The organism is Streptomyces sp. NBC_00376 (assembly GCF_036077095.1).
In the GTDB taxonomy this organism is placed as follows: Bacteria; Actinomycetota; Actinomycetes; order Streptomycetales; family Streptomycetaceae; genus Streptomyces.
This window is the reverse complement of the sequence record NZ_CP107962.1, coordinates 151,397-164,878: the sequence shown is the minus strand read 5'-3', so window position 1 is coordinate 164,878 and position 13,482 is coordinate 151,397. Positions and strand designations below refer to the sequence as shown.

General features: G+C 66.9%; 7 protein-coding genes and 3 pseudogenes. 6 read left to right on the top strand and 4 right to left on the bottom strand.

Features of this window, described 5'->3' with window-relative positions; genetic code table 11:
- Positions 1-537 precede the first annotated feature (537 nt).
- Entirely contained in the window at positions 538-1,071 is a 534-nt protein-coding gene (locus tag OG842_RS43740; protein ID WP_266738424.1) for a GNAT family N-acetyltransferase, read from the bottom strand.
- 369 nt (positions 1,072-1,440) lie between these two features.
- On the opposite strand from OG842_RS43740, the gene OG842_RS43735 reads away from it, so the two are divergent.
- Positions 1,441-2,160, top strand: coding sequence for a transposase family protein (locus OG842_RS43735; protein ID WP_328512777.1), 720 nt, complete (start codon positions 1,441-1,443; stop codon positions 2,158-2,160).
- On the opposite strand, the pseudogene OG842_RS43730 reads toward OG842_RS43735, so the two are convergent.
- Positions 2,080-2,480, bottom strand: a pseudogene (locus OG842_RS43730) (transposase family protein); the annotation flags it as partial. The gene OG842_RS43735 and the pseudogene OG842_RS43730 sit on opposite strands and share 81 nt — an antisense overlap.
- A gap of 415 nt (positions 2,481-2,895) precedes the next feature.
- Between OG842_RS43730 and ltrA the strand changes: the two are divergent.
- A complete protein-coding gene (ltrA, locus tag OG842_RS43725; protein WP_266738426.1) occupies positions 2,896-4,359 on the top strand; it encodes a group II intron reverse transcriptase/maturase in 1,464 nt (487 codons plus the stop codon).
- 115 nt (positions 4,360-4,474) lie between these two features.
- On the opposite strand, the pseudogene OG842_RS43720 reads toward ltrA, so the two are convergent.
- Positions 4,475-4,827 (bottom strand): annotated as a pseudogene (locus OG842_RS43720) (helix-turn-helix domain-containing protein); the annotation flags it as partial.
- 1,129 nt (positions 4,828-5,956) lie between these two features.
- Here OG842_RS43720 and OG842_RS43715 point away from each other — a divergent pair.
- From OG842_RS43715 to OG842_RS43700, 4 genes and pseudogenes are all read left to right on the top strand, one after another.
- On the top strand, positions 5,957-7,507 hold the full coding sequence (locus OG842_RS43715; RefSeq protein ID WP_266738427.1) for a recombinase family protein: 1,551 nt from the start codon (positions 5,957-5,959) through the stop codon (positions 7,505-7,507).
- Positions 7,508-7,811: 304 nt separating this feature from the next.
- Positions 7,812-10,301, top strand: coding sequence for a DEAD/DEAH box helicase (locus OG842_RS43710; RefSeq protein WP_328512776.1), 2,490 nt, complete (start codon positions 7,812-7,814; stop codon positions 10,299-10,301).
- 209 nt (positions 10,302-10,510) lie between these two features.
- Positions 10,511-11,245 (top strand): annotated as a pseudogene (locus tag OG842_RS45565) (hypothetical protein); the annotation flags it as partial.
- Between the two features lie 143 nt (positions 11,246-11,388).
- Positions 11,389-11,910: a hypothetical protein gene (locus OG842_RS43700; RefSeq protein ID WP_266738431.1), complete on the top strand. Its 522-nt coding sequence runs from the start codon at positions 11,389-11,391 to the stop codon at positions 11,908-11,910.
- Here OG842_RS43700 and OG842_RS43695 read toward each other — a convergent pair.
- Positions 11,891-13,441 (bottom strand): zinc-ribbon domain-containing protein, encoded by a 1,551-nt coding sequence (locus OG842_RS43695; protein ID WP_266738432.1) that lies wholly within the window; start codon positions 13,439-13,441, stop codon positions 11,891-11,893. The genes OG842_RS43700 and OG842_RS43695 overlap by 20 nt on opposite strands.
- Positions 13,442-13,482: the final 41 nt, after the last annotated feature.

Here is a 13,482-nt window from a genome sequence, read left to right as displayed (position 1 = left end):
GGGCGAGCTTGCCAGCTCGTCGGCCGGCCCCCGCGCCCGGCGTTTCGGCCGAAGCACCTGCCCGACCCGAGATCTTCGGCCCGGCCGGACCGATCTGGCCAGGTGGGCGAACGCCTCTGACGCCCGGCCAGAAGTGGACCTGTCTGAAAAGGGCACTGGAATTCCCGGGTGTCCCCTCCTACCGTGGAGCGCTCCTAATTTCATACAGGGGGACACACTCTCATGCGCGTTCTGCGCTCCAGCACTGCCATAAAAGCCGCCGCAGCTACCGCCGTTGGCGCGCTGCTCGCTATCGGAGCAGCCTCCGGACCGTCCGCCGCCGCCCTGCGGACAGCCACCGCCTCAAAGACCGCGGCTGTCCAGAAGACCCCGCTTCTTTACTGCTGGCGCGAAGTCCACGGTCCGCTACACCCGTACCAGCGGTTACGACGTGGTGCGCGATTGAGGTTGGCCCAGTACTCCTAGCTCGAACGCCAGAGAGGGAGTAACCCGGCGGTAGGTTTTTGGAGGTTCACCGGCGGCGCGGCGGGGTCACGCTCAGCGACATGCTGGCGACCGCGTCGACGCTGGGACGGTGGCGGGCCATGTGTACTCGAACTCGGGAAGCTCGAATCCTTGGTCGAAGCGGCAGATACGGGACGCGGTACGACGTCCTCCATAGCGTTCGTAGAACGCGACCGCGCGGGTGTTGCCCTGCAGGACCTCCAGGTAGACGTCCTGGCCAGGGTGCGCGGTGGTGGACCAGGCCAAGGCATGCTCGAGAAGCCGACTGCCCACCCCGCGCCCGGTGTCGCCAGGACGAGCATGCAGGTTGTCGAGCAGGACCCGGCCGTCCGGCTGCGGTTCCAGGTAGACGAAGCCGAGCAGCCCGCTGGTTTCCACGGCCAAGAACAGCGCCGCGCCCGGGACGGGATCGGCCAGCCGCGCCCGCCACACCTGTTGGCGTTCGGCGAGCAGCGGGCCGTCCAGGTACTGCGCAGGGAAGAGGGTTGCGTAGGCCCTTCGCCAGCTGGCCGTGTGCAGCTCGGCGACGGCGTCGGCATCGGTCGCCACAGCGGTTGTGATCTCCACGGCCGCATTCTCGCGGCCGACGCGGTCGACGTCTATGAACTGAGGCACACACTCTCCACTCGCTCACTCACGCAGCCGCAGTCACCCAGCTGAGTGATCACGATGTGATGCGCGATCGCTGATACCCCGGCCTGAACATGCGAACGGCAGTGCGGGATGATCATGATTGTGACGTCAGGATGGACCCGTACGGCCTTGAGTCATCGGATCTGCACCGGGATCCCGCGCCGCCGCCTGGGCAAGCTGATCGCCGAGCTGGCCGGCCAGTGGACAACCCGCGAGGAGTCCCGGCTCCGCGAACGCCGAGGCCATGAGCGGGCGCGCGCCGCTGGAGCTGGCCCGGGCCACGAGTTGGTCTTCACCGATCGGGTGGTCGCCACCCTGGTCATCCTGCGCTTCCAGCTGCCGCACGCCGCTTGGGCGGTGTTCTACGGCGTGGACCGCTCCACCATCACCCGGGCCGTCCACGAGATCCGGCCCCTGCTCGCTGCGCGGGGCTTCGCCGTTCCCGGTAAGCCCGAGCTACGACTGCGTACCCTCGCGGACGTCTTCGCCTACGCCTCGGCCGAAGGCGTTGAACTGCGTATCGACGGTACCGAGGTCCAGGTCCGCCGCCCCGGGGCGAATCGCCCCGGACGCCGGGCGTTCGTCTCGGGCAAGAAGAAGCAGAACACCAAGAAGCCCACCATCATCAGCGACGACAGGGGCCGGCTGTTGTGGGCCGGGGCGATCCGACCCGGCCGCATGCACGACGTCACCGCCGTGTGCGCCGAAGGCATCGAAGACCTGCTCCGCCAGTACCCCAAAGTCAAGGCCAAGGTCGATTCCGGCTACCAGGGACTGGCCAGAGACTTCCCCGACCAGGTCACCGCCCCGCCGCTGAAACCGAAGAAGGGCGCCCCACCCGATGAGGTCGCGACCTGGGAGCAGGCCCCAAGGCCCAGTTCTCGGAGCGGATCTGTGTTGAGCACGCCATTACCGAGCCCAAGCAGTGAGCCTTTTCCAACCTCACGTCGAGGCGTAATGAAGGACGAGGACGGCCTGGACGATCGCGGTGATGCGGTTGGTGCTGCAGCGGAGCTTTCGTAGGAGGCGCCAGCCCTTGAGGGTGGCCATGGTCTGCTCGCCGAGGCAGCGGATCTTGGCGTGTGTGCTGTTGTGCCGACGCTGCCACTGCTTGAGGCGGCGGTCGCGGAAGGGTACTCGAATGGAACCACCGGCACCTTGATACGCCTTGTCGGCCCAGCACTTGAGGTCGGCGTCGTGAGTGCTTCGACGATGCCGTGGGTGCGGGCGGCGGTCAGGTCGTGGGTCGATCCGGGCAGGGCCGGTGAGGCCCACAGCAGTCGCCCGAAGGGATCGGTGAGGACCTGGACGTTCATGCCGTGACGTTTGTGTTTGCCCGAGTGTGCGCCGTGAGGCGCTTGTTGTTCGAGTGGAGGTGAAAGACCGCCGCCATCGCCCTGTCGCAGCAGGGAGGTTGAAGCTGATGCGGTGCGTCCCTGCTGGATATTCGGCTGGCAGGGAACTTCCCGGGCGGTCTATTTCGGTCGCGCGGGGAGGCCACGGTGAAGTGCTGCGGGGTAGCCGTGGCGAGGCCGCGGGGGCATAGCCGGGCTCCTACTCCGACGATCGAACAACGAGCGAACACGGGAACCGTCCCGGTTCCGCCTTCCTGCCGCGCGTCCAGCTCGGGCGGAGGGCTGGGTCCATCGTCGGTCGATCGGGCCGGGACGGGGCGGAGCCGCCGTAGTACTCCGAGTCGGGGAGAGCCCGGCACATGGGGAAGGGCGGCAGCGGTTTCGAGAAGGGAAGGAGGCTGCAATGCCGAAAGACGCACCGCTGAACAGTGGTGCTCCCGAGGCCCCGGTGGGGTCTCGCCAGCGGGTATCGGGGATGCAGACCAAGCTTCACCGTTGGGCGGCGGCCGACCACGGCCGCAGGTTCGACGATCTGTTCAACCTCGTATGCGACCCGGCGACGCTGCTCGTGGCGTTCGAACGGGTCGCGGGCAACAAGGGAGCCCGAACCCCGGGCGTCGACGGCCTCACGGTCGTCAACGTCGAGCGGGACCTCGGTCTCCCGGGCTACCTGGAGGACCTGCAACGCGTACTGAAAACGGGTGAATTCCGCCCGCTGCCGGTACGCGAACGTAAGATCCCCAAGCCCGGCGGGAGCGGGAAGGTGCGCAAGCTCGGCATCCCGACCGTCTCCGACCGGGTGGTCCAGGCGGCCCTCAAGCTGGTGCTGGAGCCGATCTTCGAGGCCGACTTCCTGCCGGTCTCCTACGGTTTCCGGCCCATGCGGCGCGCACACGACGCGATCGCCGAGATACACCGCTACGGCACCAACGGCTATCGCTGGGTGCTGGACGCGGACATCGAGGCGTGCTTCGACTCCATCGACCACGCGGCCCTGTTGGACCGGGTGCGAGCGCGGGTCAAGGACAAGCGCGTGCTGCGGCTGGTCAAGGCGTTTCTCAAGGCCGGCGTCCTCACTGAGGGCGGCGACCGCGAGGAGACCTTCACCGGCACCCCGCAGGGCGGCATCCTCTCCCCGCTGCTGGCGAACATCGCCCTGTCCGTGCTCGACGAGCACGTGATGGAGCCGTGGGAGCCGGGCGGAAGGATGTCCACCAGGGGCAGGCGGGCACACCATCGTCACCACGGCCGCCCGAACTGGCGCATCGTCCGCTACGCGGACGACTTCGTCGTCCTGGTCGACGGCAGCCGCGACGATGTCGCCCGCCTGCGCGAGGACATCGCCGACGTACTGCACCCTCTCGGGCTGAGGCTGTCACCAGCCAAGACCCAGATCGTGGACATGTCGGAAGGGTTCGACTTCCTGGGGTTCCACATCCAGTGGCGCCGTAAGCGAGGCTCGAACAAGTGGTACGTCTACACCTTCATCGCCGCGAGGCCCATCCGGCAGCTGAAGGACAAGATCCGTGCCCTGACGAACAGAACGTCGCAGCAGGACCCGGGGACCGTACTGAAGAGGATCAACTCGATTCTGCGCGGCTGGGTCAACTACTTCAAGCACGCGGTATGCAAGACCACGCTGAAAGCCCTGGACCACTTCGTATGGCGACGGGTGACCAGCTGGTGGATGGTGCTGCATCGCTGGAGGTGGAAGGACGTCCGCCGACGCTTCACCGACCGCAATGGCCGGTGGCACAGGCTCTCGGCGGACGGGATCGAACTGTTCTCCATGGTCTCGATCGCGGTCACCCGCTATCGCTACCGGGGCAACACGATCCCCAACCCCTGGGTTCTCAAACACGCTTGAACGGCAGAGACCGTGGAGAGCCCGGTGCGGTGAGAGCCGCACGCCGGGTTCGGCGAGCGGCACGGAGAAACGGGCCGGTGGCAACACCGGCACCGCGCTCCGTGCCGACTCAACAGTACGGGGTGTCGGCGGCGATCCGGTCGATCGACAGCAGGGTGCCGTCCAGGATCACGAACGTCTTGGTTCGGGCGATGTCCATCGCCTCGGCCAGGGTGGGTGCGAGGGCGGCCAGCACATCGACCGCTTCGCTATGTAGCGGTACACGGTTGCGACGCCGATACCGAACCCGGCGGCGAGCTGGGCGTAGGTGTCACCGCATCGCAGATGGGCCAGGGCGAGGAGAGCCTGACGGTTGGCGGTCAGCCGACGCCATCGGGTCCCGATCTCCCCTCGCCGGGCAGCGAGTTGTCCGGTCAGGTACCGCAGGGTGCGACTGGACAGGTCGATCGACGACGGGTAGACAAGCACGCGAAGCTCCTGGTGGCTGCGGGCGATCTTGGTCGAGAACCCGTCTACCAGGAGCTTCGTCGTTCCACCGATCTGTCCAACACGCGGCCAGCACCGTCAGGCTGGAAAGGGCTCACTGTCGTTTTTGCAGGGTGTAGTGGTCGGTTTGCTGCTGATCGCTAATACACCGCCCTGTACATCGCTCCGAGCACCTGCCAGCCGCCCCGGTGCTTTCCGGGATGCGGCCACGTTCGGTCCGTCGATGCGGAGGATGATGGAGGCACGGGCGAGCACGACCAGGACGACGTTACTGAACGGGCCTGGTCGCTGATCAGTGCGGCCCGCGTCCGGGAGGTGACGGCCGGGCTGCGGGAGGCGATGGACGATGTCCGGCGCTCCGTCGTGGTGCTCGCCGCCCGGGTCCGGGCCGCGCATGCCGCCCGGGTGTGGGCACCCCTGGGCTACGGCTCCTTCCCTGTTGAATCAGCGTGTTGAAGCTCCTCGTCGGGGCACTCCATCAAGCCATGACCGAGAACCGACACCTCCGCCAGCAGCTCGCCGAACAGCCAAGCAACGCCCGTGCCCTCCCCGCCCAGCACCGCCCAGGCGGCAGCGGCAACTCGTGTGAGGGAACAAGTGCCAGCCCCAGATGAATGGGGCCAGGTATTCACAACTGGGGACGTTCGCCCGTACGCGACTGGGTGTGCGACATCCCGTGAGTTCTTCTGAGCCTCGCTGAGTCTCTGCCCCTGTGGCCAGGGGGTTCCTCCTCCTTCGAGTGCTCTGTGATCCTGCTCCCGGAAAGGGTCGTTTCCGGGACGGCCGCCCGCCGCGGCGGGCGGAGCGCGAAAGCCGTCCCGAAAGGCGTCCCGAAACCGGCGGGCGCCGCGAAGAAGCAGGACGGGTATTCGGGACGACCGCGCAGTGCGGCCGGACGAGAGGGGAACACGTGAACGGCGACCTGGACGAGATCGCCCGCGCCGAGCTCGTCGAGCGCGAACCGTGCCTGCGGTGCGGGTCGCCACCCGGGTCGGTGTGCCGGGCGAACTCCGGCGTCGCCGTCGACTACCACACCGGCCGGTACGCGAAGATCCCCACTGAAGTCCGGCCCCGCGATCCGTATCCCCGCCACACGCAGCCCCGGCCGCGCATGGGAGCCCGGACCCGAACCCGGCCTCGCCGTCGGCGGCGCGCTCGCGCGGGTCGGCGACCGCATCGGCTCGCCCGCCTCTCCAGCAAGGGCCAGGACCTCGCCGGACAGGTCCGCCTCCTGAAGAAGGCCGGCTGCGTCCGCATCTACGTCGAGAAGATCGGCACCCGGGAGAAGATCCGCCCCGAGTGCAACGCCGCCCTCGCTGACTTCCGCCCGGCCGACACTCTCACCGTCACCATGCTCGACCGCCTCGGCCGCAACATGATCGAGCTCATCACCAGCGCTCAGGACCTCGCCGAACGCGACCACCGCCTGGAGATCCTCGGCGGCCCGCTCGCCGGGATGTACGACCCGCAGGGCGCGGGCAAGGTCCTCTTCGTGATGTTCGCGGCGATGGCGGAAGTAGAGCGGGAGTTCATCCACGAGCGGCCCCTCATCGGCCTGGACACCGCCGCGGCGAACGGCAACCACGACGGCCGCCCGCCAGCCGTCGACGGCGACATGCTCGCCCATCGCGCTCCGGCGCCGCGAGGCCGAAGAGTCCGTCACCTCGATCGCCCGACACCTCGGCGTCGGCCGCTCCACCCTCTACCGCACCTTCGCCGCGTACGACGAAGCCATCGCCACCGGCCGCGAGCCCGGCACGCCAAGCTCAATGGTGGGACCCTCGGAAGCGCCGGTACAGGGGGCTTGAGCAGCGGTCATGAGGCGGTGTCAGACCAGGCCTATACTCTCCCGGCCGTGACGGACATCCAGACCTCTCAGCCGCCCGCTCCTGTCCTGGACGGCAAGAAATGCACGGCATTCCAGCCGGGAACCTCCCCGTACCCGCCCTGTGAACGGCCGAGACGGTCCAACAAGCTGTGCGACGCCCACAACCAGCAACGCGCGGCTGGCAAGGAGCTGCGTCCCATCCGGCAGCGGCGGCGGACCATGCCGGAGTTCTGCACCGGACCCGGGCCCGATGAGTCCAACGATCCATGCGGTCTACCTACCATCGGCAAGGGTCTGTGCAACGCCCACTACCAGCAGGACCAGCGGGGTGGCGAACTGGTGCCCTTGTTCACCCTGCGGATAAGCCAGGATGAGGCCTACTCGCTGCTGGAAGCCGGTTTGAAACGCTGTCCCGCCTGCAAGAACATCAAGCCCCTGACAGAGTTCAATCGTTCGTCTGCCCAGCTCAGCGGCCGGGCAACCTACTGCGTGGCCTGTAACCCGGACTACATCCTCATGAAGCGGTTCAAGTTCTCGTCGATGGAAGCAGTTCGGGATTTTCGAGAGTCCCGCGACCATCGCTGTGACATCTGTCGACGGCAGTGGCAAGAAGGGGGCAGTTCCTTCCACATCGACCACGACGGCGCTTGCTGCCCTTCGCGTGGACCCTCATGCGGGAAGTGCGTCCGCGGCTACCTGTGCCACCTCTGCAATACACAAGGACTGTCCTGGTACGAGCTTGTGGGCCGCAGCGTCGCCGTAGTGCCGCTGTTTGAGGACTACCTTCAGCGGTACGAGCGCAACCGAGGGGGAATCGCTCCACCGCAGGCGTAGCTCTACTTCTCAGTACCGCCCCCTTGGCCTCGCTGTATCACTGACAGAACCCTGCGCTGCACTGACAACAACCCTGCGCACAACAGCCGGGCCGTATCGGTCCACGGTGCTCCTGCCACCTCAGCAACTGAGTTCCCATGGAACAGAGGGAGCCGGTCTTCCGGCTTGGGAAGCGATCCGATGAGGCGGTGCCTAGAGCAGGTTATGTACAGAGGTCAAGTCGGGTGAAAGTGCGATGGTCTGTCCGCTAACGTCGGATGTCGCGGCGCAACGGAGCCCGCGACAAGTTCCAGGGGGGACTTCCATGGGTATCGACTTTTCCACTTTCGGCTCGGGGCCCGCTCCGACGCCCACTGACCCTCGGGTCCTGTTCGACGCGCTGCCCGACCGCGCCGCACGTTACGAGTTCCTGCGCGATCCGCAGGGGCAAGTCCTGCAGACGTGGTACGACCGGCGCTCGCAGAAGGACCTGGTCGTCAAGCTCAACACCGGCGGAGGCAAGACGGTGGTGGGTCTGCTGATCTGCCAGTCGAGCCTCAACGAGGGTGAGGGCCCGGTGCTGTATCTGGCCCCCGACCCCTATTTGGCCTCGCAGGCGATGGAGCAGGCCGGCGAACTCGGCATTAACGTGACCGACGACCCGCGCTCCACACGCTTCACCAGTGGCGAGGCCATCTGCGTACTCAGCCTTCACCGGTTCGTCAACGGCAAGAGCGTCTTCGGCCTTCAAGGCGACGGACGACCCGTCGTCGACGTCGGCACGATCGTCATCGATGACGCGCACGCGGCGCTCGCCACGGTGAAGGAGAAATTCACCCTGACGCTCTCCCGCGACCGGCACGAGAAGGCGTTCACCGAACTGCTTGACCTGTTCGCTGACGACCTGCGCCAGCAGTCGGAGATCGCCTACCAGGGCCTGACCACTCAGGACTCCTCAGCTGTAGCCCCGGTGCCGTTCTGGGCCTGGACCCGCCGCAATACCGATGTCACTGCGGCTCTGAACAAGCTGCGCGACGACGAGGATCTCCAGTGGTCGTGGCCGCTGGTCAAGGACGTCCTCCCGATCTGCCGTGCCGTCTTCACTGCTGACAAGCTCGAGATCCAGCCTCCGTACCCGCCGATCAGCAAGATTGCCAGCTTCGCTCGTGCACGCCGGCGCGTGCATCTGACCGCCACACTGGCCGACGACAGCGTGCTGGTCACCGACTTCGCGGCCGATCCCGAAACTGTGGGGAGCCCTATCACCCCGGCAAGCGCCGGGTATCTCGGTGACCGCCTGATCCTTGCGCCCCAGGACATCAGCGCTTCGATCAAGGAATCTGCTGTACGTGACATGGCCGCCAAGCTCGCTGAGCGGGTCAACGTCGTCGTCCTGGTCCCCTCTCACCACAAAGCCGGCGCATGGGCGCAGCACGCACAGATCACCGCATCAAAGTCCGACGAGATCGGGGCCGCGGTTGCCAAGCTCCGCCAGGGCCACGTCGGTCTCGTGGTCTTGGTGAACCAGTACGACGGGATCGACCTGCCCCGCAAAGCCTGCGAAGTCCTGGTCATGGACGGACTTCCCCAGGCATACGGCGGCCTGACCCGCCGTGAGGCGATCGCGCTCGGCGACTCCGACGAGATGGTCAACCGTCAGTTGCAACGCCTTGAGCAGGGCATGGGCCGGGGGGTTCGCTCAGCCAACGACCACTGCGTCGTCCTGCTGCTGGGACCGCACCTGTCCCAGCTCATCGCCGCACCCCGATACCGCTCCCGGTTCAGCCCCGCTACCCGAGCACAGATCGACTTCTCCCGCCAGGTGGCCGCCCAGCTGGCTGACCAGCCGCTGGAGCAGATCGAAAGCGTGATCGCACAGGTTCTGGGCCGCGACCCGAACTGGGTGACCGCCGCCCGCGGAGCCCTTGCCGAAGTCACCTACCCCCAAAGCACTGTCTCCGCGGGTGCAGCCCCTGCCCGCCGCGCATTCGACCAGGCATCGCTCGGCCAGTACGCGCAAGCCGTCCGGCACATGAGCGAAGCCGTGGCCGCAGCGACCGGTGAGACCGAGCGGGGATTCCTTCAAGAACAGCTCGCCGCCTACCAGCACTTCATCGACGAGCCCAAGGCCCAGCAGACCCTGGTCAAGGCGCTCACCTACAACCCCGCGATCCTCCGGCCCATCGCTGGCGTCAACCCCACCAAGATCAAACCAACCGACACGCAGGCGGTCCTTGCCGCCGGCTACCTGGCCAACACCTACGCCGACCGCAACGACTTCCTCGTAGGCGTCGACGTCCTGCTCGACGAACTCGTCTACCGACCGGACCAGAAGCAGGTTCCAGTCTTCGAACGAGCCCTGGAACGTCTGGGCTATCACCTCGGATTCGAAGCACAGCGGCCCGAGCGCGCCACGGGCAGCGGCCCGGACGTCCTGTGGGCCACCGGCGGACTCAAGTACCTGGTGCTTGAAGCCAAATCAGGTGCCAGCACCGACAAGATCTGGCGAAGCGACGTCGCCCAACTGGCACACTCCATGAGCTGGTTCCAGGACACCTACGACCAGACCTGCAGCGCCACTCCCGTGCTCCTGCACCGCGTCAACACCCTCGAGTACAACGCCGCGGCACCTCCCGGAACGCGCATCATCACCAGCGGCACCATGACTCAGCTGGCTGATGCAGTACGCAAAGCGATGGTGGCGCTCGCGGATGCAGGGGCCTGGAGCGATCCTGAGGCAGTGGCGAAGCAGTACCAAGCCCACGGCCTTCTAGGAGAAGGCATCGCGCAGCGGTTCAGCGTTACTCCCCGCTGACCTCGTGCACCAGGTTCACGGCGGCCCCAACCCATGATCTGGGCCCGACGTGAACCTGGACGGCCGTGCATAGCCACAAAGATGCGCTCATTCCCCATGAGATCCCTCCGGAGCGCCGGCCTTCCAACGGCCTGAGGGCGGCGCTCCGCCCGCAGTCAACGGCTAGATCGACCTGGACTGCACGGCACGGCCTGGCTCATCATCATGAGATGGCTGAGCAGACGGACTTTCGGCGGTTGCGGAGCTTGGTCGACGGCGTGCTTATTACGCTCTACCAGCGATACCGCCATCAGGATCTACCGGAACTGTGCGAGCGCCTCGGCCTTCCCTCGCCGCCCCCCAACGACGGCACGACCAAACACGAGCGTTTGACCGCGAGCTTGCACAACTCCCCAGATGAGCAGCTGCCACATGTTGCTCAGGCCATTCTCGACGCAGCGATACTTCCGTCCATCGAGACGAGAGACCTGCAGGACGCCGTGTGGCTCGGGCGCGACCACGTGGAGATTCCAGGCCGCACGCGCCGCGAGCTGGCCAAGGAATTCGATCTCACCGACCATCTCGCCTACCCGGACCGATTCCTTGCCCTGCTGGGACAGCTGTGGGACCTGGGTGAAGACGAGTTCAACATATGGGGGCCACACCTTGGCACCCTGAGCGATGACATCCAGCGACACGTGATCCGGTTCCCAGGCGACTGGTCGACCGAGCATCTCTTCGAGCAGCTCAAAGCATTCGAAGCCCCGCCCCCTCGCTTCGGACGCTTCCTGGAGGGCCTCACCTCCCCAACGGTCCTTCCCGACGAGCAGGCACAGCGTCGTTTCGCCGAATTCGTCAACCATCATCTCCAGCCCGTGGGCGCGCAACTGCGCCAGGACGGCGAGGTGGACGGCTACCCACAGTTCCATCTACTCCCGCTTGGGCGCGGCACCGCCCGTCGACCGCGCAACCTCATCTTCGCCACTCTGGGCAAGCCGGACATCCGCTTCACCAGCGCTCTCGACAACGACATCGAGATCGCGGAACAAGAGGACAAGATCCTGGTCTATGACCGTCCGGTGGGAAGGACGGCCTGCTCTGGAGCGACTTGCTGTCCTGGTGGCAGGAGACCCGCGACGCCGATGACGCAGAAGAGGCGGCCCTGGCCCTCTACAGCCGAATGGAGTCTTTCCTGCCCCGCCAGTCCGAGGGGCAGAAAAACCTGTTCTGGCTCTACCACCACATCTACAAGAGCCAGCTGCACGAGGTGCCCGCTCTCCTCCCGGAGATATGGGTGCACTGCGACCCAAAGACCATCCGAGAGCGCGGTGAACGGGCCCAGCAGAACCTCCGCATGGACTTTCTCATGCTGTTGCCCGGAAACCGGCGAGTCGTTCTGGAGGTCGACGGCATGCAGCATTACACCCGCAACGGAGGATCCAAGCCCGACAGCGCAAAGTACGCAGCCACCATGGCCGGCGACCGCGATCTGAAATTCCGCGGATACGAGGTGATCCGGTTCGGCCACGACGAACTACGCGACCGCACGCGGGCTCACCCTCTGGTTGCCGACTTCTTCCGTGCGCTCCTGGGACGTTCGCCCGGCGCCTCTACGAGCGTGTTTCCGTGAGAGGTTGGGGCGCGGGCCGGTCATCGGCCGGTGAAGCAGCGGGCTGTCGCTCGTTGATCAGACGCTGGGCCAGTGCAGCTCCCAGACGGCGCCCGCCCTTGAGATAGGCGCGCGCACGCTGACGGGTGTCGTCGGGCCACGACATCAGCGGCATCAGGTGCTCGACAACGATGCTGGCGGCCGTGAACGGGTCAGCCAGGTACGGCACGACCACGTCGCGATGCCGGGTCGGTGCCAGCGGTTCCTCACGCACCCGCACCACCATCCAGCCGGGCCGGTGGTGTTCTACGGCCTCCGCCTTGAGCCGATCGCGTTCCTCAGCGTCGCGGTGCCAGTACGAGCCGTCGAACTCCACCACCACGGCATGGTCGTGGTCCGTGGGGAAGAGCATGTCGAGCCGGTAGCGGCCATGCGGCGTCTGCAACGGGTACTGCTGCTCTCCGCCTGTGAGAACAAGCTGCAGTTCGGCGAACAGTTCCGTCTCCTGCCGGGAGACACTGGTCCGCTTCCGGCAGCGTGGGCAGCCCTGCCTGCCCATGAACACGTGCACCACCTGGGCGGACCAAGATTCGTGTCCGGCGGGGCACAGCCACCGGACCGGCACGTTGGCCCCCGCGGTCACCTCCGCCGGGGTGAGGGCGCCGTTCAGGGACGGGTGCCACAGCGCCGCGAGCCCGGGGCTCTCGCTCGACAGCGCCTGGTAGCGCACCCGGCCGGAGCAGAAGGGGCACGCGGCCACGCCACGGACGCGGTGGAACACCTTGGCCCGGAACTCGCCGGCGCACACGCTGCACTTCCACCAGACCAGGCGATGCGAACCGGCGGTGACAGCTTCGGCCGTCAGCCCGTCGTTGCGCGCGGGGTGCCACTGCGCCGCCAGATCCGGCCGCGCCTCGGCAAGAGCGGGAGCACGCTTCCTCCGGGCGCAGGCCGGGCAGCCCGACCCGGCGACGGCCCGGTGGCTCACCTTCGCCTCCCAGCGGTGGCCCCGGGAACAGCGCCATCCCAGCCGTACGCGGGAGTTGACCAGCAGTTCCGCTACATCGGCCGGTGCGGTGTCGGGGTCCACCTGTGCGAACAGCTCGGGCATGTCGGCCAGACGCCTGGCCGGTGCATCGCGGCCGGCCCTCGCGCAGGCCGGGCAGCCGGTGCCGCGGCTGCGGTTGGATATTCGCGCTTGGTACTCGTGCCCGACCGGACAGCGCCACCAGACCTTGCGCTGTGAGCCGGGCCCGAACTGGTCCGGTGAAGCATCGTTGCGCGGGTGCCACTCTGCTACCAAGTCGGGCGAGTGCTCGCTGAGCGTGGTCCGGCCACGGGGCACGTACCCGGCGCACTGCGGGCAGCCGGTCCCGGCGACGCGGGAATGGACCTGGGCCTGCCAGACGTGCCCGTCGTCGCACCGCCAGAACACAGCCTTGTGAGAGCCGGGACCGATCTGCGCCAGGTCCAGGTCGGCGTTCAGCTCCGGATGCCACTGGGCGGCGATGGCCGGGTGCTCGTTGACCAGGAAACGGGTGCGACGTGTCATGAGCACGCACCATAGGACGCGCCACTGACATGCCCTTGCCG